At 61.2% G+C, this 24,066-nt stretch carries 22 protein-coding genes; 11 read left to right on the plus strand and 11 right to left on the minus strand.

What is annotated here, in order from left to right; all coding sequences use genetic code 11:
- The first annotated feature begins 229 nt into the window (after positions 1 to 229).
- Positions 230 to 886: a histidine phosphatase family protein gene (locus tag Q0I19_RS10420; protein ID WP_294760383.1), complete on the plus strand. Its 657-nt coding sequence runs from the start codon at positions 230 to 232 to the stop codon at positions 884 to 886.
- Between the two features lie 73 nt (positions 887 to 959).
- Here Q0I19_RS10420 and Q0I19_RS10425 read toward each other — a convergent pair whose 3' ends face one another.
- The 4 genes from Q0I19_RS10425 to Q0I19_RS10440 form a co-directional block, all read right to left on the minus strand.
- Positions 960 to 1,814: a YitT family protein gene (locus tag Q0I19_RS10425; RefSeq protein ID WP_294760382.1), complete on the minus strand. Its 855-nt coding sequence runs from the start codon at positions 1,812 to 1,814 to the stop codon at positions 960 to 962.
- Between the two features lie 281 nt (positions 1,815 to 2,095).
- Positions 2,096 to 2,662, minus strand: coding sequence for an ANTAR domain-containing protein (locus Q0I19_RS10430; RefSeq protein WP_294760381.1), 567 nt, complete (start codon positions 2,660 to 2,662; stop codon positions 2,096 to 2,098).
- A 22-nt stretch (positions 2,663 to 2,684) separates the two neighbouring features.
- Entirely contained in the window at positions 2,685 to 3,992 is a 1,308-nt protein-coding gene (locus Q0I19_RS10435) for a glutamine synthetase family protein (protein WP_294760379.1), read from the minus strand.
- A gap of 409 nt (positions 3,993 to 4,401) precedes the next feature.
- Positions 4,402 to 6,492: a glutamine synthetase III gene (locus Q0I19_RS10440; protein ID WP_294760377.1), complete on the minus strand. Its 2,091-nt coding sequence runs from the start codon at positions 6,490 to 6,492 to the stop codon at positions 4,402 to 4,404.
- A gap of 618 nt (positions 6,493 to 7,110) precedes the next feature.
- Between Q0I19_RS10440 and Q0I19_RS10445 the strand changes: the two genes are divergently transcribed.
- Complete coding sequence (locus Q0I19_RS10445) at positions 7,111 to 7,605, plus strand: hypothetical protein (protein WP_294760376.1); 495 nt, start codon at positions 7,111 to 7,113, stop codon at positions 7,603 to 7,605.
- Positions 7,606 to 7,642: 37 nt separating this feature from the next.
- Here Q0I19_RS10445 and Q0I19_RS10450 read toward each other — a convergent pair whose 3' ends face one another.
- From Q0I19_RS10450 to Q0I19_RS10460, 3 genes are read right to left on the minus strand one after another with little or no spacing between them, the layout of a single operon-like run.
- On the minus strand, positions 7,643 to 8,455 hold the full coding sequence (locus Q0I19_RS10450) for an RNA methyltransferase (protein ID WP_294760374.1): 813 nt from the start codon (positions 8,453 to 8,455) through the stop codon (positions 7,643 to 7,645).
- Between the two features lie 4 nt (positions 8,456 to 8,459).
- On the minus strand, positions 8,460 to 8,669 hold the full coding sequence (locus tag Q0I19_RS10455) for a hypothetical protein (RefSeq protein WP_294760372.1): 210 nt from the start codon (positions 8,667 to 8,669) through the stop codon (positions 8,460 to 8,462).
- Positions 8,636 to 9,379, minus strand: a complete 744-nt coding sequence (locus tag Q0I19_RS10460) for a hypothetical protein (protein ID WP_294760371.1) — start codon at positions 9,377 to 9,379, stop codon at positions 8,636 to 8,638. Before Q0I19_RS10460 ends, Q0I19_RS10455 begins: the two co-directional genes overlap by 34 nt.
- Before the next feature lie 183 nt (positions 9,380 to 9,562).
- Here Q0I19_RS10460 and Q0I19_RS10465 point away from each other — a divergent pair, with 183 nt between their 5' ends.
- The 8 genes from Q0I19_RS10465 (at position 9,563) to Q0I19_RS10500 (ending at position 16,803) form a co-directional block, all read left to right on the plus strand.
- On the plus strand, positions 9,563 to 10,339 hold the full coding sequence (locus Q0I19_RS10465) for a hypothetical protein (RefSeq protein WP_294760369.1): 777 nt from the start codon (positions 9,563 to 9,565) through the stop codon (positions 10,337 to 10,339).
- 12 nt (positions 10,340 to 10,351) lie between these two features.
- Positions 10,352 to 11,662: a hypothetical protein gene (locus Q0I19_RS10470; protein WP_294760367.1), complete on the plus strand. Its 1,311-nt coding sequence runs from the start codon at positions 10,352 to 10,354 to the stop codon at positions 11,660 to 11,662.
- Positions 11,663 to 11,773: 111 nt separating this feature from the next.
- Entirely contained in the window at positions 11,774 to 12,382 is a 609-nt protein-coding gene (locus Q0I19_RS10475) for a hypothetical protein (RefSeq protein ID WP_294760365.1), read from the plus strand.
- 56 nt (positions 12,383 to 12,438) lie between these two features.
- The gene (locus Q0I19_RS10480; RefSeq protein ID WP_294760363.1) at positions 12,439 to 13,359 is read left to right on the plus strand and encodes a DMT family transporter; all 921 of its coding nucleotides are present in this window, start codon (positions 12,439 to 12,441) and stop codon (positions 13,357 to 13,359) included.
- A gap of 157 nt (positions 13,360 to 13,516) precedes the next feature.
- Positions 13,517 to 14,884 (plus strand): MFS transporter, encoded by a 1,368-nt coding sequence (locus tag Q0I19_RS10485; protein WP_294760362.1) that lies wholly within the window; start codon positions 13,517 to 13,519, stop codon positions 14,882 to 14,884.
- Between the two features lie 34 nt (positions 14,885 to 14,918).
- The gene (locus Q0I19_RS10490) at positions 14,919 to 15,062 is read left to right on the plus strand and encodes a hypothetical protein (RefSeq protein WP_294760361.1); all 144 of its coding nucleotides are present in this window, start codon (positions 14,919 to 14,921) and stop codon (positions 15,060 to 15,062) included.
- Positions 15,063 to 15,412: 350 nt separating this feature from the next.
- Positions 15,413 to 16,336 carry a zinc dependent phospholipase C family protein gene (locus tag Q0I19_RS10495; RefSeq protein WP_294760360.1) on the plus strand — a complete coding sequence of 308 codons (924 nt, stop codon included), beginning with the start codon at positions 15,413 to 15,415 and terminating at the stop codon, positions 16,334 to 16,336.
- Positions 16,333 to 16,803: a peptidylprolyl isomerase gene (locus Q0I19_RS10500; RefSeq protein ID WP_294760358.1), complete on the plus strand. Its 471-nt coding sequence runs from the start codon at positions 16,333 to 16,335 to the stop codon at positions 16,801 to 16,803. The genes Q0I19_RS10495 and Q0I19_RS10500 overlap by 4 nt, the downstream gene beginning before the upstream one ends.
- Before the next feature lie 114 nt (positions 16,804 to 16,917).
- On the opposite strand, the gene Q0I19_RS10505 is transcribed toward Q0I19_RS10500, so the two are convergent.
- The 4 genes from Q0I19_RS10505 to Q0I19_RS10520 all read right to left on the minus strand — a co-directional run bounded on the left by Q0I19_RS10505 (position 16,918) and on the right by Q0I19_RS10520 (position 23,158).
- A complete protein-coding gene (locus Q0I19_RS10505) occupies positions 16,918 to 18,207 on the minus strand; it encodes an O-acetylhomoserine aminocarboxypropyltransferase/cysteine synthase family protein (RefSeq protein ID WP_294760356.1) in 1,290 nt (429 codons plus the stop codon).
- Between the two features lie 371 nt (positions 18,208 to 18,578).
- Positions 18,579 to 20,642: an AAA family ATPase gene (locus Q0I19_RS10510; RefSeq protein ID WP_294760354.1), complete on the minus strand. Its 2,064-nt coding sequence runs from the start codon at positions 20,640 to 20,642 to the stop codon at positions 18,579 to 18,581.
- Between the two features lie 3 nt (positions 20,643 to 20,645).
- A complete protein-coding gene (locus tag Q0I19_RS10515; protein ID WP_294760352.1) occupies positions 20,646 to 21,773 on the minus strand; it encodes a hypothetical protein in 1,128 nt (375 codons plus the stop codon).
- Positions 21,773 to 23,158 carry a radical SAM protein gene (locus Q0I19_RS10520; protein ID WP_294760351.1) on the minus strand — a complete coding sequence of 462 codons (1,386 nt, stop codon included), beginning with the start codon at positions 23,156 to 23,158 and terminating at the stop codon, positions 21,773 to 21,775. Before Q0I19_RS10520 ends, Q0I19_RS10515 begins: the two co-directional genes overlap by 1 nt.
- Before the next feature lie 214 nt (positions 23,159 to 23,372).
- On the opposite strand from Q0I19_RS10520, the gene Q0I19_RS10525 reads away from it, so the two are divergent.
- Positions 23,373 to 24,056, plus strand: coding sequence for a response regulator transcription factor (locus Q0I19_RS10525; RefSeq protein ID WP_294760349.1), 684 nt, complete (start codon positions 23,373 to 23,375; stop codon positions 24,054 to 24,056).
- Positions 24,057 to 24,066: the final 10 nt, after the last annotated feature.

The following is a 24,066-nucleotide window of genomic DNA, read 5'->3' on the forward strand; positions in this document are numbered from 1 at the left end:
ATATTATACTTGCAAAAAAACGCTTTGTAAACCCCATATTTCGCGCAAAAATTCGCCCTGCAAGGGGGCTGTTCCCACATTTGGTTGCCGTATGCGCGGCGGGCTATAAATATTGTGGGCAAAATTTGGCAAAACGCTGCGACAGAGCGAAACTGTAACCAAATTGTAACCATTTTGGGTTGAACAGATGCCCGTTTTACGGTATTCTTGTAAGGAAACCCGATAGAAAGTGAGCGTAACCGCCTTGAAATATTACAAATTGCATCTGATCCGCCACGGTCTGACCCAGGGCAACCTGGAAGGGCTGTACATCGGCAGCGGCACCGACCTGCCCCTTTGTGCCGAGGGCCGCGCCCAGCTCAAGACGCTGAAAAAGGATTTTGCCTACCCGCAGGTGCCGCTGGTGTTCACCAGCCCGATGGTGCGCGCCACCGAAACGGCGGAGATTTTATTCCCCGGGGTAAGGCAGATCGAGCTGCAGGACCTGCGCGAGATGGCGTTCGGCAAGTTTGAGGGCCAACCCCTGCAGCAGCTGGTGATGGACCCCGAATTTGCACAGTGGATGGACCCCACCTGCCGCACCGTGCCCGAGGGGGCCGAGGATCGTCAGCAGTTTTTCAACCGCACGTCGGCCATGCTGATGAAAATGTTTGAGTACATGCTGCGCACCCACACCGAGGAGGCCGCCTGCGTGACCCATGGCGGCGTTATCATGAACATGCTCAGCCAGCACGCGCTGCCCTTCCGCAAGCCGGAGGAGTGGATGACCGACCCCGGCGCGGGGTACAGTGTGCGCCTGGACGCCGAGATGTGGATGCGCGACCACCTGGCCGAGGCCTACGACGTTGTGCCGTATGGCTACCTGGACGGGATGGAGGAAGAATAAGCGGTCTACACAACGAAATAAAACGCACGATTAAGATAACGGCAGCCGCCCCGTTAGGGGCGGCTGCCGTTGTTTAATGGTTAAACCCTTTGCCGAACACCTCGGTCGTGCTCAGCATCGTCATAAAGGCGTTCAGGTTTTTGTCGTGGATGTGTTCTTGCAGGCAGTCCGCCTCGCGCTGGGTCAGCGTGGTAAAAATCATAAAATGCGGCTTGTCGGTGTAGGCGCCGTTGCAGGGGGTGTAGGTGGCGCCGCGGTGCAGGTTCTGCATGATAAACTCGCAGACGGCGTCCTTGTCGTCGCAGACGATCAAAATCGACTTGCACATCTTGATGCGCTCCAGCACCTCGTCGATGACCAGCGACTTGACCGCCAGACCCACAAAGGAATACAGCGCTGTGTACAGGTCAAACACAAAGCAGGCCGCCACGACCATGAACAGGTCGGTCAAAAACAGCGCCGCCGCAATGTTGTGCAGATGGGTGTATTTTTCCACGATCAGGGCGATGACATCGGTGCCGCCGCTGGACGCACCTACGTTAAAAAGCAGCGCCGACGCGATGGCGGGCAGCGCAATGGCAAACACCAGATCGAGCATGGGCTGGTCGGACAGGGGACCGTCGATGGGCACAAATTTTTCCAGCAGCATCAGCTCAAACGACAGCAGCACCGAGGCGTACCCCGTGGTGATGGCAAAGCTCTTGCCCAAAAAGATAAGCCCGACGACGAGCAAAATAATGTTGGCCGCCGACGAAAAGGCACTGGCCGAGATGGGCGTCAGCTTGGCGACCAGCGCCGCCGTGCCTGTTACCCCGCCGAAAACAAAGTTGTTGGGGAACTTAAAAAAATACACACCTATGGCCATAATGGTGATGCTTAGCGTAATGACCGCCGCCTGCTTGATGATTTCCTGCCATTTTTCGTTCATGGTTGAGCTGATTCCTTCCTGTAAGTGCTACAGGGATTATAGCACAACCCACGAATTTTGCAAGGGGCGCAAGAGCCTTCCCCCTTTGGGGGAAGGTGGCGCGGAACGCGCCGGATGAGGGGGAAATGTCCGGCAGGCATCCCCTCATCAGTCACCTGCGGTGACAGCTTCCCCCAAAGGGGGAAGCCATATGTGCGATTTACCCGTTATGTTGTTATAGCCGCAAAGTCGCGGGCGGGGCATGCCCCGCCCCTACGGAGTACCCGTGAAAAAACCGCCCCCTACTCCTCGGCCTCCAAAATTTCCTCCGCCACCTCGCCGCGGCTCTTGCGGGTATCCATGGCGGTCTTTTCGATCAGGCGGTGCGCCTCGGCCTCGGTCATGCCGCGCTTTTCGATCAAAAAGCACTTGGCGCGGTCCACCAGCCGCAGCTGCGCCAGCTTGTCCTGCAGCTTGGCGTTTTCGGCGCGCACCAAATTAAGACGCCGGCAGATACTTGCCGCCATCTGCACGGTCTGCCGAAACTGCACGGCGGAAAAGGGCTTGCCCAGAACCAGCACGCCGTAGTCCTGCAGCTTGTCGGAAATCTGCTCGGCCGTGCCGGTCTTGGCCAGCAAAATGACACCGGCATCGCTTTTTTGCACCGCGTCCATGCCCAGCTCGTGGCCAAACTCGTCGGGCAGGGGCGTGTTGATGATGATAACTTCAAAATCCTTGCCGTCCATGCGGCGGCGTGCCTCGCCGCCGCTGGCCACTATGGCGGGGCGGGTGTAGCCAAGCTCGGCCACATGGCGGGCCAGATACTCGTTGGCGTTGTTGCCCGCCGATACGATCAGCGCGTTTGCCACGGAAATCCCCCCTTTTGTCGGGTCACAGGATCAAAAATCCGTGTTGGCGGTTCCAGGCGGCGGGGTCGGTGGCAGACTCAAAGTCATGGCAAAGCAGGGTCTGGTACTCAAAATATTTGCTTTGCAGCGCTGTGGGCAGCTCTTGGCTGATGAACTCGCTCTGGGCGGCCACCGTGATGGCCTCGCGCAGGGTGCGGGGCAGGCTTTCCAGCCCCTGTGCCGCGCCGGGGCAGAACAGGTTGCGGTTTACCGCGTCGGGCAGGGGCAGATTGCGGTCAATGCCGTCCAGCCCGGCGGCCAGGATCAGGCCGATGACCAGATACGGGTTGCCTGCGGGGTCGGGGCAGCGCAGCTCCACGCGGCACAGGTCGCCTATGGCACTGGGCAGACGCACCAGCTGGCTGCGGTTCTGGCGGCTCCAGCTGACGTAGAGCGGTGCCTCGTTGGCGCCCAGCCGTGCGTAGGAGTTGGGCACGGGGTTGCAGAAGGCCGTCAGCTCCCGCGCGTGGGCCAGAATGCCCGCCACAAAATGCCCGGCCTCGCTGTCGGGGGTAAAGCCGTCAAACAGGTTTTTGCCGTCGCGCAGCAGCGAAAGGTTGACGTGCAGGCCGTTGCCGGGCTTGTCGGCCAGGGGCTTGGGCATAAAGCTGGCAAACAGGCCGTTGCGGGCGGCAATGGCCTTGACGGTGCTCTTGAAGGTGTTCAGGTTGTCGGCCGAGCGCAGCGCGTCCGCATACAAAAAGCAGACCTCGTTCTGGCCCGGACCGCTTTCGTGGTGGCTGTGTTCGGGGTGCAGACCCATCTCCTCAATGGCAAAGCAGATCTCGCGGCGCAGGTTCTCGCCCTTGTCCAGCGGCGGGATGTCAAAGTAGCCGCCGCGATCCAGCGGGGTGTGGGTGGGGCTGCCGTGCTCGTCGGTCTCGAACAGGTAAAATTCGCACTCGCAGCCGACGTTGCAGATCAGCCCGCGGGCCTTGGCGCGCTTTACCACCGATTGCAGATACCCGCGGCAGTTGCCCTCAAACGGGCGGCCGTCGGGCAGGGTAATGTCGCAGTACATGCGGATAACGCGGCCCTCGGCGGGGCGCCACGGCAGCACGGTGGCGGTGTCGGGGTCGGGGTGCAGTACCAGATCGCTTTCCTCCACGTTCAGGAACCCTGCAATGGAGGAGCCGTCAAAGCTGATGCCCTGCTCAAAGGCGCGGGGCAGCTCGCGGGCAAAAAGGGATACGGTTTTTTGGTTGCCGAAAATATCGCAGAAGGTGAGTTTGGCAAATTTGACGTCATTATCCTCGACAAAATTGAGGATGTCCTGTGCGGTACGTTTCATAGGAGCCTCCTGTGGTCAAATGACAGAGTGGAGAGTTGAAAGTTGAGATTTGGTGTGCCCGTAGGGAAAAAGCCATAATGCAGGGTACCCGGTAGGTTGGCGTTGCCGCAAGGCGGCACGGAACGGTCGAGACCGTTCCCTACAAATAACCGGAGGGTAAGCGGTTATAGGCAAAACCGCCTGTTTCCGGCAGGTTTGTAGGGGACGCATATATGCGTCCCGCGCGGTTTACCCGTTAGGCTGCATTGCCGGGATGGTTGCGGCGGGCGGCATATATGCCGCCCCTACAGGTTACCCATAAAGTTCACCCTACCTTTCCCCCGTATACCCAAAAGGCTCACCGTTGCAGGTGAGCCTTTTGGGTGGTGTAAGAAAATAGGAAGAAAGAGAATGTCAAACTTTGTCCCGCTTACTCGGTGTAGAACAGCATACGGCTGTAGCAGGGCAGCGGCCAGTATTCCTCGTCGACCAGTTCTTCGGCCAGGTCGGCGGCGGCACGCAGGGCGGCCATGGCGGGCACAACTTCATCGTGGAAGGCGTGGGCCTTGGCGCTCTCGTCGGTCAGGGCGCTGGCGGCGTCGGTGGCGGCCTTCAGGGCGTCGGCGGCGTCGGACATTTCGTCGGTGTACTTGCTCAGGGCGGTCAGCACCTTGGTTTCTGCCTTGGTGGAAATGCCCTCCACAGCGGCGGCCTTGGCGGCGGCGCTGCCGGCAAGCTCGCCCATATAGGCGGTCGCGGCGGGGATCAGCTGCTTGTTGGCGATCTTCAGCATGGTGCGGGCCTCGATGTTGATGATCTTGGCGTAATGCTCCATCTCGACCTCGTGGCGGCTGAGCATCTCGGTCTTGGTCAGAACACCGAATTCCTCCATCAGGGCGATGTTCTTTTCCTCTTTCAGGGCAATCATCGCGTCGGGGGTGTTCTTGCGGTTGGGCAGGCCGCGGCGCTCGGCCTCAGCCTCCCAGGCCTCGGTGTAGCCGTTGCCGTTGAAGATAACGCGGCGGTGCTCGGTCAGCGTTTTCTTGACCCACGCGGCGGCGGCGCACTCAAAGTCGGCGGCATCGCTGGTGGCGGCCACAAAGTCCTTCAATGCCTTGGCAACGGCGGCGTTCAGGATGGTGTTGCAGTCCGACAGGTTCTCGGCAGAGCCGGGCATACGGAACTCAAACTTGTTGCCGGTGAAGGCGAAGGGAGAGGTGCGGTTGCGGTCGGTGGTGTCCTTGCTGAACTTGGGCAGGACGTCCACGCCGAGGTCCATCTTCATCTTGACGGGGCCGGCATAGGGGGAATCGGAGCAGATGGCGTCGATGACGGCTTCCAGCTCCTCGCCCACAAAGATGGAGATAATGGCCGGGGGTGCCTCGTTGGCGCCCAGACGGTGGTCGTTGCCGGGGGTGGCCACGCTGGTGCGCAGCAGGTCGGCGTACTCGTCCACGGCCTTGATGACGGCGGTCAGGAACACCATAAACTGCAGGTTTTCCATGGGGGTGTCGCCGGGATCCAGCAGGTTCTCGCTGGAAGTGCCGAGCGACCAGTTGTTGTGCTTGCCGCTGCCGTTGACACCCTCAAAGGGCTTTTCGTGCAGCAGGCAGACCAGACCGTGCTTGGCGGCGATCTTCTTCATCATTTCCATCGTCAGCAGGTTGTGGTCGATGGCAACGTTGGTGGTGTCGTAGATGGGGGCCAGCTCATGCTGGCAGGGGGCGACCTCGTTGTGCTTGGTCTTGGCGGGGATGCCCAGCTTCCACAGCTCCTCGTCCAGCTCCTTCATAAAGTCGGAGACGATGGGGCGGATGGTGCCGAAGTAGTGCTCCTCCAGCTCCTGACCCTTGGACGGGGCAGAGCCGAACAGCGTGCGGCCGGTCAGAACCAGATCGAGGCGCTTGTCGTAGTCCTCTTTTTTGATGAGGAAGTATTCCTGCTCGGGGCCGACGGTGGTCGCTACGCGCTCGACATCCTTGCCGAACAGATGCAGCACCTTGCAGGCCTGGTCGGAAATGGCCTGCATCGAGCGCAGCAGCGGGGTCTTTTTGTCCAGTGCTTCGCCGGTGTAGGAGCAGAACGCCGTGGGGATGCACAGCGTGTCATCCTTGACGAAGGCATAGCTGGTGGGGTCCCAGGCGGTGTAGCCGCGGGCCTCGGCGGTGGCGCGCAGGCCGCCCGACGGGAAGGACGATGCGTCCGGCTCGCCTTTGATCAGCTCTTTGCCGGAAAATTCCATGATGGCGGTGCCGTCCGGCTGGGGGCTGACAAAGCCGTCATGCTTTTCGCTGGTGATGCCGGTCAGGGGCTGGAACCAGTGGGTATAGTGGGTGGCACCCTGCTCAATCGCCCAGCGCTTCATAACGCTGGCGACGACGTTGGCGACTTCCAGGTCCAGGGGCTGGCCCTTTTCGATGGTGGCCTTCAGGCTCTTGTAGGTCGAGCTGGGCAAACGCTCGCGCATTTCGTGCTCGTTAAAAACCTTGCTGCCGTAGAGTTCCATAACAGTTGCTGCCATACTTCATACTCCTTCACTGCTCTATTGGGGGACTTAGTGAAAAAGGGCGCTGCGAAAACACATTCGCAGCGCCCTTGCTGTTATGACTCTATTATACGGGCAACGCAGGCAAATTGCAACTGGCGAAACGCTAAAAAATTGCCCGATTTTCACCCAAAAACTGGGGGAAATGTAGGGTGCGGAGAAATGGGGGAGTGTGGTATACTGATATAAACAAAAGATAATAGATAAAAGATAATAGATAATAAATAAGGTGGGGTTTGCTCCCCCTGGTCGCAAACCGAAAAGGGGATGCGCAGTACAGCAAAAATGTTTTGCCGTGGGCGAAACGCCCAGCTTGTAGAAAAAGCCTGTTACCGGAATATTTGTAGGGATGGGTCTTGACCCATCCGCACATATGGCCGCGCGCAGCGCATAAAATCGCGCCGAACGGCGCGCGGCTTTCTCACTGTGTCGTGTTTTGGGCAAGGCGGCACGGAACGGTCGAGACCGTTCCCTACAAACCATTCGATAGGTTGCAAATGCTGCATAAAGTCAAAGACGGTTTTTCGACAGCCTGTATTTCTTATTAAAAAAATTCCGCCCTTCTGCGGGGCGGGCGGAACGGGAGGATATTCTATGGAAATCGAACGCAAATGGTTTGTCAAAGGCTGGCCCGAAAACCTGCCCCAGACCTCGCTGTATCAGATGGATCAGGGCTATATCAGTGTGCGCCCCACCGTGCGCATACGGCGCGAAGCCCTGCAGGGCGGCAGGACCGCACTGGTGCTCTGCTTTAAGGGCAGCGGCACGCTGAGCCGTGAGGAGATCGAGACCGAGATCGACGCCGACCTGTTTGCCAAGCTGGAACACCTCATCGGCAAGCCGCTGATCCGCAAGGAACGCCGCGGCTACGCCCTGCCCGGCGGGCTGACCCTGGAGGTCAACTGTGTGGACCCCGATGCGCCCACCGGCTTTTGGTACGCCGAGGTGGAATTTGAAACCGAAGCCCAGGCGCTGGCGTGGAACCCCGCCGATGCGGGGCTGGCCGCCTACCTTTGCGACGAATGCACCGGCCGCGCGGGCGCCAGCATGGGGGAGTATTGGCTGCAAACCAGAGGGGAAAGCGTTTGACAGGGCGGCGGCACCGCGCAATTCCCGCGTCGGGCGCTCACTCGCAAAGCTGATAAAACACCACAGCCCCCGCGGCGGCCACGTTGAGGGAGTCCACGCCGTGGCGCATGGGGATCATGACCGTGTAATCGCATTGGGCGATCGTCGTTTTGGCCAGACCGTCACCCTCGGTGCCCAGCACAACGGCCAGCTTTTCCTCGCGCTGCAGGGCGGGGGCGCGCACACTGATGGCGCGGTCGTCCAGCGCCATGGCGGCGGTCTTAAAGCCCAGGGCGTGCAGTGTGTCGATGCCCCCGGCGGGCCAGCAATCCAGCCGCGCCCAGGGGATCTGAAACACCGTGCCCATGCTGACGCGCACGGCGCGGCGGTACAGCGGGTCGCAGCAGCCGGGCGAAAGCAGCACGCCGTCCATGCCCAGCGCCGCCGCGCTGCGGAAGATCGCACCGAGGTTGGTGGAATCCACAATGTTTTCCAGCACGGCGATGCGGCGGGCGTTTTGGCAGACCTCGGCCACCGTGCGCGGGGCGGGGCGGCGCATGGCGCACAGCACACCGCGGGTCAGCGTGTAGCCTGTCAGCTGCTGCAGCACCGCGCGGTCGGCGGTGTACACCGGCACATCGGGGCAGCGCGCCAGCACGGCGGCGGCAGACCCCGCAATGTGCGGGCGCTCCATCAAAAAGGAAAGCGGCTCACAGCCCGCGTCCAGCGCCGTGCCGATGACCTTGGGGCTTTCGGCAATAAAAATGCCCTTTTCCGGCTCGGCGCGGCTGCGCAGGGCGTTTTCGGTCAGGCGGGCGTAGACGTCCAGTTCGGGGGCGGAAATCTCCGTCACTTCGATGATTTTCGGCATAAGCTCACGGCTCCTTCGGGGGATTCTTTTGCTTTTCCCGCGCCTCGCGCGCCAGCTCCTCAAAGGTGCGGTCCTGCGTAAAGCAGCGGTGATAGGGGTTCTGCAGCCCCCTGTGGGGGTCGGCGGGGCGCGGGCGGCGGCGCAGTGCCCGCCGCAGCCATTCGGGCATCTTCATGGCGGTCACTCTGCGGCACCGGCGGTCAGCTGCTGCCACAGGGCCTCCCCGGCGGCAAACTTGTCGGCGTTCTTGTCGCCCCAGACGCCGCGCGCGCCGATGTACAAATTTGCCAGCACGTCCTGGTTGTCGCCTGTCAGGTCGTCCATCAGGGTGTAGCCGTCGTACTGCCCCAGCTCCAGCCCGGCCAGCACGGGGCAGTCGCCCCAGCGGTAGACCATCTGCTGCCAGGCATCGTCGGGCAGGGTCTCGGCGTCGTCGGGCTGGGTGCCGTCCCGATACCGCAGTACGCCGGTGTTCTTTTCAAAGCCCGCCGGGTCCTGCAAAATATAGATAAAGGTTTCGCCATCGGTGACCTCGGCGCTCAGCTGGGTGACGCCCGCCATCTGGTAGTAGGCGTCGGTGTTGCTTTCCTCCCCGGCAAAGTCCACCGTGTACTGGCTGATCTGCACCACGACCTTGCCGTCGCCGTTCAGGTCGCTGCAAAAGGGGGTCAGCGCGTCCTGCAAAGCGGTGACGGTGTCCTGCGGCAGCTCGGCGGTGCCGACATAGCCGATCTTGATATCGGGGCGGGTCTGCAGCACGGTATCCTTAACAAACACTGCAATCAAAACCACGGCCACGATCGCAACGGCCACCAGTTTGCCGTTGTAGTGCCACCAGTTGGCGGCCTTTTCTTTTTTGGTGTATTCCTTGGGCGGTTCGGGCGCAGAGTAGGTTTCGACGCTGTCTTTTGTGACCCATGCCATGGCAAAATCTCCTTTTAACCTCAGTTGCCTTATTGTACCATATTTTTGCGGGAATATTTGTAAACTTATTTTAACAAAACCTTGCAAACAGGGCAGCGGAACGGTATGATTATACTGTGTTATTATTATACTGTGTGTCCGCATATAAGTCAAAATATGCGGTAAAAAACAAGGAGCTTTTTTATGAACGAATCCTCGGGCCGCAAAGTCGGCATCGCCCGTTTTTTTGAACTGCTGGGGCGCGATTTGTGGGCGTTGTATCGCTCCAGCTTTTTGTGCTGCGCGGCCTTTGTGCCGGGGCTTGCAGCCGTGCTGTTCGGCCTGATGGCGCACGCCCCGCTGCTGTGCGCCCTGGGCGGCGCGCTGGGCGGAGCACTGGGCGGGCCGTTTTTGGTGGGCATGGCCGACACGACCCTGCGCGCCCTGCGCGACGAGCCGGGCTACTGGTGGCACACCTACAAGCGCGCCTGGCGGCAGAACTGGCGGCAAAGCCTTGTGCCCGGTGCCCTGCTGGGGCTGTTTTTGGGCGGCTGGACGGCTGTTTTGTTCCATATGGTAAACGAGGGCAGCCCGTCCACCCTGATGTGGGCGGCGGCCGTTGTGGGCATGTTTGTCTGCGTGGGCTTTTTTGTCTGGCTGTTTGCGCAGATCCCGCTGGTGGACCTGCCGCTGACGGAACTGATCAAAAATGCCGCGCTGATGTTCTTCGGCTTTTTGCCGCGCACACTGGCTGCGGCGGCCATCACCGCCGTGTACTGGGTGGTCATGCTGCTGACGCTGCCCGCCAGCATTATCGTTATCCTCGCTTTTGGGTTCTGGCTGCCCGTCGTCCCCGCGCTGATGGTCATCTACCCCGGCCTGGACAAGGTGTTCCGCCTGGAAGAAACGCTGAAAGAGCGCCGCGATGCCGAAATCAATGAGCGCCTGGCCGCCCGCGAAGCGGAGAACCACGACCTGTAAAGGGGCTGCACCATGGAAAGAAACACTGTAATTTTGCGTGACACCGACGTTTTTATGCGCGGTGAGCTGGACAATGTAACGATCTCGGACGGGCGCATCGTGCTGGATCTGGTGCAGGGCAGCTATGTGCCCTACGGCTGCTACACCAGCGCACCCCTGCCGATGCCCGCCTTTGACGCGCTGCGCGTAAGCTGGAACGCCGACGCCCCCGACCAGACTGCAGTCGAGGTGCAGGCCCGCGTGATGGTGGACGGCAACTGGACGACCTGGGTCAGCTTTGGCAAATGGAGCCGTTTTCTGCGCCGCGAATCCCCCGCCCCGCAGGACAAGGGTTGCCTGCAGCGCCGCCCCGATGTGCTGCTGCTGGACAGCAAGACCGGCCAACAGGCGCAGATCCGCATCTACCTGTACACAAAATCCGACCGCCTGACCCCCGCCGTCAGCCTGCTTTGCGCCAGTGTGCGCACACAGGACGGCATCCCCGCCGGCGGCCGCCCCATCAACACGCGGATGCATCTTTTGCCCTACGCCGCCGCCCGCCGCGCCCCTGCGCTGCGCCCGTGGATGGACATGGCCTGCAGCCTGACCGCCCTGACCAACCGCTGGGGCGCCGACCTTCTGCCGGAGGAACTGGCGCAAATCGTGCGGGACTGGCGCACCGATGACACCGATACGCAAAACCTCTGCTTTGCCGCTGCCGCCGCCGCAGCGTGGGGGTTCCCGACCTGGGTGTGCTACGGCAATCTGGCATTGCTGCGCGACGAGGCCCGCCACGGTTTCGGCGCGGTGGTGGCGCTGCAATCCACCCCCGCCGAGATAGCCGCCGGCCTGCCGGAGCGCCGCTTTGCCGCCGTGCGCGGCTTTACCGCCGTAAACAGCACCCCGCAGGTGCTGCTGTGCGACCCCTGCGCCGCCGAAAACGACTTTGACACCGAGACCGCCATGCCGCTGGACAGCTTTATGGTGGCGTGGGACAACGTCGCCCTGCTGATGCGCCCGCAGCCGAACGGTGCGCACCGCGCGCCGCGCACCCGCACAGGCGCGTGGATACGTCCCGTCGGGACCGAGTTCCCGGACATCTACCGCCTGTACGTCAACGGGGAGGAGCACCCCCTGGGGGACGATTTCTGCGCCCACGGCGGGCTGCTGGCCTGGACCGAGGCCGACGGCACCGTGCATGCCTCCACCGCGCACCGCACCTTCCACTTTGCCGAGCCGCAGCAGGGCGGGCTGTGCATCCCCAGGCAGGAGCCGCCCCGCAAATGCACGGTGTTTGCCATTGACCCCGCCGGGCAGATGCTGGTGGGCGATGTGACGGTGTAAAGGGGCAGAATCGGACGCAGTTTTTACAATTCTGCCGTTTGCATTTTGCGCCGCGTTGCGGTATAATGTACTGTACGCTTTTGGCTTTTATACCTGTGGAGGGTTTTTATAATGAAACGCAAGCCTCTTGTTGCGGCGGCCGCGGCACTTTGCCTGTGCCTTACGCTGACCGCCTGCTCCCCCAAAGAAACGCTCAAGCCCATTATCATCAAGGTCTGCACCATGCTGGGCCTTGTCAGCGAGGATGCCGACGACGACACCGATACCCGCGTCTTTGCCGAGGACGGCGGCGAGGTGGTGTTCCCCGCCGGGATGGATACCTCGGCCGCGCGCTTTGTCAGCTATGCCGAGGGCAGCACGATGTATGTCTCCTTTAACGGTGTACAGATGGGCAATACCGACTTTTTTGTGGCCGGGTCCGACAGCATTACGCTGACCTCCTACGCCACGACCGAGGCCACCAAGGAAACCTACATGTACTACAAGCTGGCCGTATGGCAGCTGACCGATGACCGCGCCAAGGTCGCCTATGTGCCGGAGTCCACGACCTATTTCCGTGCCGACGGCGACTGCCGCAGCGTGACGATCTCCGGCCTGACGCCCGGCAAGCAGTACAAGGTCACGTTAAGCTACGACGCCTCCTCGGTGTATGTCACCGGCGGGCTGACGGTTTCCGGCCTGGGCAGTGCCGAGCTGGAAAGCCTGGAAGAATCCGAGTAAAAAGGCAATGACGCCCGCGCCGAACAAGCGCGGGCGTTTTTAGAGGGGAAATACTTATGAACACAAAACAACTGCGCAACACCCTGTTATTGATGGCCTGCTCGTTTATCTGGGGCACGGCATTTGTGGCCCAAAGCGTGGGCGGCGGGTACATGGGTGCCTACACCTTTTTGGCGGGCCGCAGCTGGCTGGCCTGCGTATTTTTGCTGGGGCTTATGGGCGCGCGCCGTGCCAACCAGCGCCGCAAGGGGGTGCGCGTACCCTTCTTTTTGCAGCGCAAAACGCTGGCGGTCGGCGGGCTGTGCTGCGGCACGGCGCTGTTTGCGGCGTCGGTGGCGCAGCAGATGGGTATCCCCGGCACGACCACGGCCAAGGCGGGCTTTTTAACGGCGCTGTATGTTGTGCTGGTGCCGGTGTGCGGCATTTTTGCGGGCAGGCGGCCCGATGCCAAGCTGTGCTGCTGTGTGACGGCCAGCGTGGCGGGGCTGTACCTGCTGTGCCTGGCCGGGCACGGCACCCTGAGCCTTTCGGGCAGCGAGTGGCTGCTGCTTTTGTGTGCGCTGCTGTTCACGGGGCAGATTTTGCTGGTGAATCATTTCAGCCCGAAACTGGACGGCATACAGTTGAGTTTTGCGCAGTTTTTTGTGGTGTCGGTGTTGTCCACCGTGGGGATGTTCTTGTTTGAGCAGCCCACCGCGCAGCAGTTCCGCGATGCCGCCGTGTCGATTTTATATTGCGGCATCATGTCCAGCGGCGTGGCCTACACCCTGCAGATCGAAGGGCAGAAGGACCTTGACCCCACCATTGCAAGCCTTGCCATGTGCCTGGAAAGCGTGTTCAGCGCGCTGGCCGGCTGGCTGATTTTGCACCAGACGCTGACCCCCACCGAGCTGACCGGCTGCGCGTTGATGTTTGCCGCCATCGTTGCCAGCCAGCTGCCGTCAAAAAAGCGCAGGGGAACGACTGCGCAGGAATAAGCGCCTGTTGCCCCTGTCATTTTGCTGCAAAAATATGACAAAACTTTTACGCCCCGCTTACCGAAAGGCAGGCGGGGCATGTTGTTTTTGCACGGCTAAAATGGTACAATATCTTTGTATCCGTCTAATCGCAAAATACAAGAGGGAGGCTCAACGTATGGGCTTGTTAAAAAAATTCACCAAGCAGGAGCTTAGCTGGATGATGTACGACTGGGCGAACAGTGCGCACTCGGTCATTGTCGTCACCATTTTGCCAATCTTCTTCAACTCTGTGGCCGAGTGCACGGCCGACAGTGTCTCCAGCATGACCATCTGGGGCTACGCCACCAGCATTGCCATGGCCATTGTTGCCCTGTCCGCGCCGTTTTTGGGCGTGTTCGGGGACATTCGCGGTATGCGCAAAAAGTTATTCGCGGCGTTTTTGCTGCTGGGCATTGTGTCGGTGGCCGGGCTGGCGTTCACCCCGCTGATGGACTTTACCTCCTCGCCCGCGGCGGCGTCCAAGGTCACAATGCTGGTGCTGGTGCTGTACATTTTAAGCACCATCGGCTTTGACGCCAGCTGCATTTACTACGACGCTTTTCTGACCGACGTCACCACCGAGGACCGCATGGACTCGGTTTCCACGCTGGGCTACGGGCTGGGTTATATCGGCGGCTCGACGATCCCGCTGCTGATTTTTTTGATCATGAACGCCGTGGGTGTGCCGATGCTGACCTGCCTGGCCTTTATCTTTGGCTTTACCGCCGTGTGGTGGCTGGTGTTCAGCCTGCCGCTGCTGAAAAACTGCCAACAGACCACCGGCAAGCCCTACGAAAAGGGCGATGTGGGGCGCAGCATCAAAAACGTCTTTACGACCATGAAGGAAATTGCCGCCGACAAGCCGATGCTTGTGTACATTGTAGCGTACTTTTTCTACATTGACGGTGTGCATACCATCATCAGTATGTCCACAAGCTACGGCACCAACCTGGGGCTGGATTCCGCCGGTATGCTGCTGGCGCTGCTGCTGGTGCAGGTGCTGGGGCTGCCCTTCTGCCTGCTGTACATGAAGCTGGCGGCAAAATTCGGCGCCCGCGTTATGGTGGGCGTGGGCATCGGCGTGTACTCCTTCATCTGCATTTTTGCGTTTTTTATGAACAGTCTGTGGCAGTTCTGGGTGCTGGCGGTGCTGTGCGCCACCAGTCAGGGCGGCATCCAGGCGCTCAGCCGCTCGATGTTCGGCAAGCTCATCCCCGACAAAGACCGCAGCGGCGAGTTCTTCGGCTTTTTTGACATCTTCGGCAAGTTTTCCTCCATTCTGGGTCCCACGCTGGTGGGCGGCGTAAGCGCGCTGGCGTCCTCCCGGATGCTGGCGGCACAGGGGCTGACCGCCGCCACCGCCACCGCCGAGCAGGTGGATGCCATCAACCGCGCCGCCGGTCCCTACGGCATTTTGTCGGTGATTTTGATTATCTTGGCGGGCGCGGCGCTGTATTTCTTTGTGCTGCCCAAGACCCTGCAGGGCGACAGCCGCAAAATCTGACGCGGCAGAGTACGAAAAAAAAGAGGAAATCAAAATGAAAGAGTACCAGCAGCTGATCGGAAAAATCATTGTGGCAGCGTCGATTATAGTTGCCGCGATCATTATCGCACAGGCAATCAACGGGGCAGGGGAAAGCATTTGCAGCGGCCTGTTTCAATTAGGGGATATGCTTCGGTAAATCGAACGACAGGACTGCGGCTTGTCGGTACGCAGAATGATACAGTGTTCAGCTTGTAGAAAAAGCCTGTTAACGGAAGATTTGTAGGGATGGGTCTCGACCCATCCGCACAGCTGGCCGCGCGCAGCGCATTCAATCGCGCCGAATGGCGCGCGGTTTTCACGTTGCGTCGTACTTTGGGCAAGGCGGCACGGAACGGTCAAGACCGTTCCCTACAAAGCAGCCGAAAGGCCGCAATCATTCCGTTAGGTTTATCGACAGTCTGACAGTGTTATCTTAGGGTTTGACAATTTGCCCGCAAGCGTCTACAATAGTAGGGCGATACTGTAAATGTAGGAAGTGACAATACCATGCCCGAAGGCTATACCCATGTGCGCACGGCACGGCTGGCGGCTGCGGCGATCCGCTGCAAAATACGGTACCCGGCTGCCTTTGCCGCCGGTGCCAATGGGCCGGACAGCTTTTTCTGCTTTGAAGTGTGGAAAAAGCGCGCCAAGCGCCGCTATGACCTGATCGGTCTCGGCAACCGTATGCACGAGGAAAAAACAGGCGAGTTTTTGTACAGCATGTGCAAACGCGTCCGCACACGCCCGCAGATGGAGTATGTGCTGGGCTTTTTGTGCCACTATGCCGCCGACACCGTGGTGCATCCCTTTGTGTACGCCATGTGTGAGGAGGGCAAGCCCTACGCCAAGCCCGGCGGCCACGGCTTTTTGGAGATCGGGCTGGACTCGGCGCTGCATCGGCAGGACACCGGCAGCGGCGCCGTCAACGTAGAGGACGTCAGCCCCCTGCCCGTGGGCGAGGAGCTTTCGGACATTATCACGCTGCTGCGCGAAAGCCTGCGCGAGGTGTACGGCGAAGAGATCAGCCCCGAATACATTGCCGATGCGTTCTACCACATCTACAAGCTGCGGGGGCTTTTTGCCACCGAAAGCCCGCTGGTACGCGGATTTTTTAAGGCGGTCGAGCCGCTTTTCGGCAAAAAAGGCATGATTATGGTGCACGTTTCGCCCTGCGAATTGTCCGAGGACCTGCCCGACCGCTGGAAGGACCCCTTCACCGGCGCGGTGTATGACGGCGGTGTGCGCGGTCTGCTGCCCCGCGCCCAGCAGCGGTGCGAGCAGTACATGAGTGCCGCCCTGCTGTTCTGGGGCGACCGCCTGAGTGCGGACGAATTTCGGCAGCATATCGGCAGTATGAGCTATACGGCGGGCATTGCCACCCCGGCAAGCGACCCCGAAAATACAACCCCAAAGGAGAATGAATCATGATTCGTATCACCATGCAGAACGGCAAGACCATCGACATTGAGCTGGATCACGCCGCCGCCCCCATCACCTGCGAAAACTTTGAAAAGCTGGTCAAGCAGGGCTTTTACAACGGCCTGACCTTCCACCGCGTGATCCGCGGCTTTATGATCCAGGGCGGCTGCCCCAAGGGCAACGGCACCGGCGGCCCCGGCTGGAACATCAAGGGTGAGTTCGCCCAGAACGGCGTAGCCAACCCCATCAAGCACACCCGCGGCGTTATCAGCATGGCCCGCGCCATGGACCCTAACTCTGCGGGCAGCCAGTTCTTTATCATGCACCAGGACGCCCCGCATCTGGACGGCGGCTATGCCGCGTTCGGCCATGTTGTGTCCGGCATGGAGGTCGTGGATGAGATCGCCGCCGTCGCCACCGACTGGAACGACAAGCCCCGCACCCCCGTTGTCATGGAAAAAGTGGAGATCGTCTGATTTGACGCAATAACAGCAGCACCCCCTGCCGCCCGTTACGGGCGGCAGGGGGTGCTGTTTTGTGCCGCAATAAAAAATGTGCCCGCGCAAGCGGGCACACAGAAAGGAAAAATCTTACTCCACGGCGTTGAATGCCTGTTCGAGGTCGGCAATGATATCATCGATATGCTCGCAGCCGATGGACAGGCGAATGGTGTTGCGGCCGATGCCCACGTCGGCAAGCTCCGCGTCGGAAAGCTGGCCGTGGGTGGTGGTGGCGGGGTGGATGACCAGACTCTTGACGTCGGCTACGTTCGCCAGCAGGGAGAAAATCTTCAAGTGGTCGATAAAGGCAAACGCTTCCTTTTGGCCGCCCTTGATGTTAAAGGTGAAGATCGACGCGCCGCCGTGGGGGAAATACTTCTCGTACAGGGCGTGGTCGGGGTGGTCGGGCAGGCTGGGGTGGTTGACTTTTTCGACCTTGGGGTGGTGTGCCAGATATTCAACGACCTTTTTGGTGTTCTCGTTGTGGCGGTCCAGGCGCAGGGACAGCGTTTCGGTGCCCTGCAGCAGCACCCAGGCGTTGAACGGGCTGATGCAGCCGCCCAGATCGCGCAGAATGACCGCGCGGACGTAGGTCACAAAGGCGGCGGGGCCGGCAGCCTCGGCAAAGCAGACGCCGTGGTAGCTGGGATTCGGCTCGGCCAGGGCGGGGAACTTGCCGCTGGCCTTCCAGTCAAACTTGCCGGAATCGACGATGACGCCGCCCAGCGAGGTGCCGTGGCCGCCGATGAACTTGGTGGCGGAGTGCACGACGATGTCGGCGCCGTGCTCGATGGGGCGGATGAGGTACGGCGTGCCGAAGGTGTTGTCGATGACCAGCGGGATACCGTGCTTGTGGGCGATGGCGGCGATGGCATCAATATCGGGAATGTCGGCGTTGGGGTTGCCCAGCGTCTCAATGTAGATGGCGCGGGTGTTGTCCTGCACGGCGGCCTCGACCTCGGCCAGGTTGTGGGCGTCCACAAAGGTGGTCTGCACGTCAAAGGCGGGCAGCGTGTGTGCCAGCAGGTTGGAGGTGCCGCCGTAGATGGTCTTTTGTGCCACGATGTGCCCGCCGTTTTGTGCCAGCGCCTGAATGGTGTAGGCGATGGCCGCTGCGCCGGAGGCAACGGCCAAAGCGGCCACGCCGCCTTCCAGTGCGGCGATGCGCTTTTCAAAAACGTCCTCGGTGGAGTTGGTCAGGCGGCCGTAGATGTTGCCGCCTGCCTTTAAGGCAAAGCGGTCGGCGGCGTTCTGGGAGTCGGGGAATACATAGGACGTGGTCTGGTAAATGGGAACGGCGCGGGAGTCGGTGGCGGGGTCGGCCTGCTCCTGGCCGACATGAAGCTGCAAGGTCTCAAAATGCAATTTGCGGTCACTCATGATAATATCCTCATTTCTTTAACAGATTAAACCTATGTGTTTTGTGGGTATATGCGTATGATAGCACCAAAACGCGGCAATGTCAATAAAAAGATGGAAGTTGCCGAAAAAATGTGCCCGCCTGTGCGGGCACATCAGGCTGTCGAAAAACCTTATTTGACTTTATGCGGCATTTGCGACCTATCGGTCAGTTTGTAGGGAACGGTCTTGACCGTTCCGTGCTGCCTTGCCAAAAGCACGACATGACGAGAAAACCGCGCGCCATTCGGCGCGATTTTATGCGCTGCGCGCGGCCAGATGTGCGGATGGGTCAAGACCCATCCCTACAAATTTCCCGGAAACAGACTTTTTTTACAAGCTGATGCGCGCCCTTACTCCAACTCAAAATCACCGGGCAGCAGCAGCTCCAGGCAGGCGTCGGGGTCGGCAACAAGGCGGCGGGATTGGTTCAGAATCGCCTTTTCCAAAGCGTTGCGCGCCATGCGGCCGTTGCCGTTGGTGGCGGCGTCCTCGGCCTGGCGGCGGTCAAACCATGCGGTCAGCGGCTGTTCGCAGCTTTCGTCCAGGCGGTAGCCCTTGCTTTTGGCGATGGAAAGCAAAATTTTGTACAGCTCGGCACCCGTGTAATCGGGGAATTCGATCTGGTTCGGGAAACGGCTGGCAAGGCCGGAGTTCGCGCTCAAAAACAGCTGCATCTCCTTGGTGTAGCCCGCCAAAATCACTACCAGATCGTTGCGGTGATCCTCAATGCCCTTGACCAGCGTGTCGATGGCCTCCAGGCCGAAGCTGTCCTCACCGCCGCGGTACAGGCTGTACGCTTCGTCAATAAACAGCACGCCGCCCAGGGCGCTTTGTATGACCGTGTTGGTCAGCGGCGCGGTGTGACCCACATAGCGCCCCACCAAGTCGGCGCGGGTCACCTCCACCAGCTGGCCGCCACGCAAAGCGCCGATGGCTTTGAGGTACTTGGACAAAATGCGGGCGATCGTCGTTTTGCCTGTGCCGGGGTTGCCGGTAAAGATCATGTGCATGTTGATGTCGGCCACTTTCAGCCCCTGTGCCTTGCGGCGCTGCTGCGCCTGCACGTTTTTGGCGATGTCACGCACATAATCCTTGATTTCGGTAAGCCCGACGATCTCGTCCAGCTCGGCCTCGACGGCATCGATATCCCCGCGGTACTGCTGCGGCAAAAGCGCCAGCAGGTCCAGCGGCGCGGCGTCGCCCACGGCCATCGTCAGGCGGCCGTTCTCCACGCGCAGCGCGGCGGGGGTGCCTGCAGCGGGGGCGGTGTCGGCGTCCAGCACATACTCGGCAATGGCGCGGTAGACGGTCTCGCAGTAGTCGCGCATGGCCTGCATACCGCTGGTTTTTCCGTACTGTGCGGCGACTAAGTCGCGCACGGCGGCGTCCATGCCAAGGGCCAGCCCGCACTGACGGCGCACCCGCTGCGCCAGTTCGTTCAGCTCGCGCGCGGCCACGGCGGCCAGTGCTTCGGGGGTAAAGGCCTCGGTGCGGCAGATATCCCCGCAGACGGCGTCCACAAAGCGGGCGCCGAAGGTCTCTGCCAGCGCCGCCTCGCCCTTGTGGGAGAAAAACACAAAGTACTTGCCGCCGGCCTTCAATTCACCGATGGCACCGGGGGCCAGCGCCGTGCCCACGTCCACCAGAATGCCGCGCTGCAAAACGTATCGGCTGGAAAGCGCCAGCGTACCGTCCATGGCCAGGGTCGCCAGCATGTTCAGGTAGCCGGGGGCGCAGCCCTCGTAATTTTCAAAGGCCAGCACCTCGGCCTCGGATTGCAGGGCCGCGTACAGGTCCTGCAAAAACAGCTTTTCCTGCGCGGGGCCGGGATACAGTGCAAGGTCCAGCGTTTCCACCAGTTCGCTGTGCAAAATGCCGCGCCCTGCCAGCTCGCGCACGGTGCAGTCCAGCGCATAGTGCCGCCCCGTGCCCGCGGGGCCGCACAGCACCATGATGTTGCGCGCCTTGGCGGTGTCGGCGGCGGTGCCCAGCACAAACGGGCGGCGGAACGCCTTGACCACGGCGGACACAAAGGCGTCCTGCCCCAGCACCTGCGCGCGGACTTTTTCCGCCACGCCGCTGAAATCCGCATGTTCGGGCACAGCGGGCGCGGGCGTGGGGGCGGCGGTCTTGCCGCCCAGCAGGCCGTCCTGTTTCAGGCTGCGGGCCAGATCGCTGCTCATCTTGCGCACACTGTCGGCGGTGGCTGCCCCTGCTTTTTGCACGGCGTCCACGGCGCCCGCGGCGCCCGCGGCGGTTTTTTGGCGGCGGTTTGCCTGCTGCAGCGCTTCCAGCTGCGCCTGCATCTGCTGCACGGCGTCCCCCGCCTGGGCGGCCTGCTCGGGGGTGGCGGCGTACTTGCTGCCGCCCATCAGGCCGCGCACCCAGGCGTCGTATTGATCTTCCAGACCCATGGCTTATGCCTCACTTTCTTTGCGGGGAAGTTTGACGGTGTAAAAATCTTTGACCGAGCATCCGGCGCGGCCGCCGCCCGCACAGGCGCAGGCACACGCACAGCTGGACGCACAGGCACACGCGCAGGAGGAGGCACAGCCGCCCCCGCTGTGGCGTCCCGTGCCGCCGCCGCGGCTGTGCCCGCCGCCGGCCCGAAAGCCCTTGGGCGGGTCGGTGCGGCGGTAGCCGGTGGGGGGCGGGGCTGTGCGCAGGCAGCGCACGGTGTGGACGCCGTTGGTGTACCAGTACCAGTCGTCGGGGTCGATGTCATCGCCAAAGCCGCCGCCCCAGTGGGGGGTCACGCTCAGCGCAATGACAAGAATGGTAAAAAATACAATAAGAAACGTAACGCCGATCACCTCATCCACAGAGGTGCCCTGCTCGCTTTCCTCCCATGTCGGGGCATCGTCGGGGCTGTAGGCGGCGTCGGGGTCAAAGCTCTCGGTCACCGGCATGGTGACGTGCACCTCCCCGCCCTGGCCGTGCTCCAGCGGGCCGTACTCCCACAAGAGATAGTCCCCGTCGGTCGCCATGTTGTCGGCGGTGCAGCCGTCGGTCATGCGCCAGCGCACCTCCATGGTTTCCACGCACAATTCGTCAAACCAGCCGGGGGTAAAGGCAAAGTCGGCGGTGCCGTCGGGGTTTAAGCGGAACAGGTGGCTCTGGTGTACCGAAAACGCAAAGTGCACACGGCTTTCGGCGCCGATCTCGGCGGCGATGTCGGGAGCATAGTAAGGCTCGGCAAAGGTGATTTTTGCGTAGCTGCCGCCGTCGCCGCTGTACTCAATGTCGGAGATGGTATCGGTCAGGGCGGTCAGCTCATCGACGTAGGCGTTGGCCAGACCGATTTTTACCCAGGACAGGTAGTCGTCGCGCCCGCCGTCAATGACCTGCCAGTCGATCTCGTAGGTGATATCGGCCGAGCCGTCCTCCCGCGGGTCGACGGTGACGCGGTAGAGGGGGATATAGTCCATGTCGCCGTCCTCGGCATAGGGGGCTAAACTGTCGGCAAAGGCGGCAAGGCAAAGCAGGCACGCCAGCGCGCCGACCAGCAAAAAAGCAAAAAACTTGCGTACAAATGTTGTTTTCATCAGCAGCCCTCCTGCAAGGGGGTGTTGCCCAGCTGGCACAGGCGTTTCATGCGGGCGCTTTCCTCCCGCACGGCGCGGCAGGCGGCACCGTCCCAGATCTGTTTCCACGGCTCGTGCAGAATGTTGCCCAGCCCGCCGCCCGAAAGCCAGCTCTGGCAGGGCAGTACGGTGCCGTCGGGGGCAATGGCCATGTTGGACAGGCACGCCCCGCAGCTGGGGATCTGCGTAAAGCCCAGCGCGGCCAGCATGTCCTCGCTCAGCCAGCCGGGGCTGGTAAAGTTGATCTCCATGCCGTTTTCGGCGGCAAAGGCCATGGCGGGGCGCAGCACGTCGGCCAGCTCGTCGGGGGTCAGGCGCACGGCGCGGCTCTCGTCCCCGGCGGCGTTGCCGGTGGGGATCAGCCCGCTGCAGGTCAGATACCGCACCCCCAGGCTGTGGGCAAACTGAACGGTTTGCAGGTAGTTGCGGTTCAGGCTGCACAGGGGGGTGTTCAGGCTTACGCTCAGGCCGGCGTCCAGCGCGTTGCGGATGCCGCCCACGGTGTCGGTGTAGCCGTTGACGCCCACCAGTGCGTTGTGGGTGTCGGCGTCGGCGGCGTAAAAGGTGATCTGCACGGCGTCCAGGCTGGCGGCGTGCAGGTCGCGGCAAAGCGCGCTGGTCAGCATACGGCCGTTAGTGTTCAGGCGGGTCACAAACCACTGCGCCGCCTGCACCAGCTTGACAAGGTCGCTGCGCAGGGTCGGCTCGCCGCCGGTAAAGGTCAGCTGCGGGATGCCCGCGTTGCGGCATTTTTCAATGACGGCCAGCCACTGGTCGGTGTCCAGCTCGGCCGTGTCGGCCAGGGGCTGGTTGGCGGCGTAGCAGTGCAGGCATTTTTGGTTGCAGTGCCACGCACCGTCCTTGGTCATGGCGCTGACCATCAGGTCCATGCGGTGGGGCGCGGCCATGCGCGGGGCGTAGTCGGCCAGACGCAGCGGCTGCACGGACACGGGCGGGGTCTTGCCCTGCGCGATGGCCAGCAGGCAGTCCAGCAGTACCTGCAAATCGGATTCGATCTGCACCGACGGCGTGGTGCGGTAAATTTTGCGGGTGGAGGCGGCCGTCTGCGTTTTTACGGCGGCCCAGTCGGCGGGGGAGATCTCCTTGCCGGCAAAGGGCTGCAGGGCGTCCATCAGGTTGGCCAGCAGGATCGCCCAGCTGATCTGCAGCGGCAGAATATCCTGCCCGTTCAGGATGGCGACAAACGGCGTGGTGCGGTCGGGCTTGCGGCAGGGCACCAGATGGATGCGCACCGCGCCGGGGCCGTCGGGGTCCAGCGTGATGTGGCGCACACGGTTCAGGTGGTTGTATACATAGGCATGCTCAGCAAGGCTGAGATATTTCATAAAAATTCGTCCTCTCCGGCGGGATTTATATGGAAAAAGTATACCATAGCTTGCAAAAAAATACAATGTCTGAACGCACGGAGTTCACACAAGAGAGTTCGGCGCGGCGCGGGGCGGCAAGCTATTTTCAAAATTTTTCGAAAAATTTCACAAATTCACCACGATGCTGCGGTATTATGCTAATATAGAGGTAATGTTTAAGGAGGAGTTTCCCATGCCCAATATTCTCATCGTGGACGATGAACCCCGCATCCGTGACCTGATTCGGGAGCACCTGCAATTTGCCGGCTTTACCTGCACCGAGGCCGGCGACGGCGGCGAAGCCCTCAGCCTGTTGGCGCAGGGCGGCATCGACCTTGTCATTCTGGATATCATGATGCCCTTTATGGACGGCATGACCTGCCTGCGCGAGATGCGCACCCGCAGGATCATGACCCCCGTCATTATGCTGACCGCCCGCAGCGAGGAGTACGACAAGCTGGCCGGGCTGGAAAACGGCGCCGATGATTACGTCGTCAAGCCGTTTTCCCCGCGGGAGCTGGTGGCGCGGGTCAAGGCGGTGCTGGGGCGCACCATGCCCCGCACCGACCGCGACGACACGCTGTACACCTTTGGGGAGCTGACCATCGACACGGCCAGCCACAGCGTCAGGGTGTCGGGGCAGGAGGCGCCGCTGACCCCCAAGGAATTTGACCTGCTGGTGTTCCTTGTCAACAACAAGGGCATTGCCCTCAGCCGCGAAAAAATTCTGCAAAAGGTCTGGAACTACGACTACTACGGCGAGGACCGCACCGTGGACACCCATATCAAAATGCTGCGCAGCCACTTAGGGGTCTGCCGCAACCTGATCGTCACGGTGTGGGGCATCGGTTACAAGTTCGACCCCGATGCACGGTAAAGGAAGTGCC

Origin of the sequence: uncultured Gemmiger sp., from assembly GCF_934561205.1 — a bacterium.
Taxonomy (GTDB): domain Bacteria; phylum Bacillota; class Clostridia; order Oscillospirales; family Ruminococcaceae; genus Gemmiger.

Coding starts and splice junctions, on each gene's coding strand:
- Q0I19_RS10425 (WP_294760382.1), bottom strand. CDS start 1,814: ATGAACGAAAAATGGCAGGAAATCATCAAGCAGGCGGCGGTCATTACG.
- Q0I19_RS10435 (WP_294760379.1), bottom strand. CDS start 3,992: ATGAAACGTACCGCACAGGACATCCTCAATTTTGTCGAGGATAATGAC.
- Q0I19_RS10440 (WP_294760377.1), bottom strand. CDS start 6,492: ATGGCAGCAACTGTTATGGAACTCTACGGCAGCAAGGTTTTTAACGAG.
- Q0I19_RS10445 (WP_294760376.1), top strand. CDS start 7,111: ATGGAAATCGAACGCAAATGGTTTGTCAAAGGCTGGCCCGAAAACCTG.
- Q0I19_RS10450 (WP_294760374.1), bottom strand. CDS start 8,455: ATGCCGAAAATCATCGAAGTGACGGAGATTTCCGCCCCCGAACTGGAC.
- Q0I19_RS10460 (WP_294760371.1), bottom strand. CDS start 9,379: ATGGCATGGGTCACAAAAGACAGCGTCGAAACCTACTCTGCGCCCGAA.
- Q0I19_RS10465 (WP_294760369.1), top strand. CDS start 9,563: ATGAACGAATCCTCGGGCCGCAAAGTCGGCATCGCCCGTTTTTTTGAA.
- Q0I19_RS10470 (WP_294760367.1), top strand. CDS start 10,352: ATGGAAAGAAACACTGTAATTTTGCGTGACACCGACGTTTTTATGCGC.
- Q0I19_RS10475 (WP_294760365.1), top strand. CDS start 11,774: ATGAAACGCAAGCCTCTTGTTGCGGCGGCCGCGGCACTTTGCCTGTGC.
- Q0I19_RS10480 (WP_294760363.1), top strand. CDS start 12,439: ATGAACACAAAACAACTGCGCAACACCCTGTTATTGATGGCCTGCTCG.
- Q0I19_RS10485 (WP_294760362.1), top strand. CDS start 13,517: ATGGGCTTGTTAAAAAAATTCACCAAGCAGGAGCTTAGCTGGATGATG.
- Q0I19_RS10490 (WP_294760361.1), top strand. CDS start 14,919: ATGAAAGAGTACCAGCAGCTGATCGGAAAAATCATTGTGGCAGCGTCG.
- Q0I19_RS10495 (WP_294760360.1), top strand. CDS start 15,413: ATGCCCGAAGGCTATACCCATGTGCGCACGGCACGGCTGGCGGCTGCG.
- Q0I19_RS10500 (WP_294760358.1), top strand. CDS start 16,333: ATGATTCGTATCACCATGCAGAACGGCAAGACCATCGACATTGAGCTG.
- Q0I19_RS10505 (WP_294760356.1), bottom strand. CDS start 18,207: ATGAGTGACCGCAAATTGCATTTTGAGACCTTGCAGCTTCATGTCGGC.
- Q0I19_RS10510 (WP_294760354.1), bottom strand. CDS start 20,642: ATGGGTCTGGAAGATCAATACGACGCCTGGGTGCGCGGCCTGATGGGC.
- Q0I19_RS10515 (WP_294760352.1), bottom strand. CDS start 21,773: ATGAAAACAACATTTGTACGCAAGTTTTTTGCTTTTTTGCTGGTCGGC.
- Q0I19_RS10520 (WP_294760351.1), bottom strand. CDS start 23,158: ATGAAATATCTCAGCCTTGCTGAGCATGCCTATGTATACAACCACCTG.
- Q0I19_RS10525 (WP_294760349.1), top strand. CDS start 23,373: ATGCCCAATATTCTCATCGTGGACGATGAACCCCGCATCCGTGACCTG.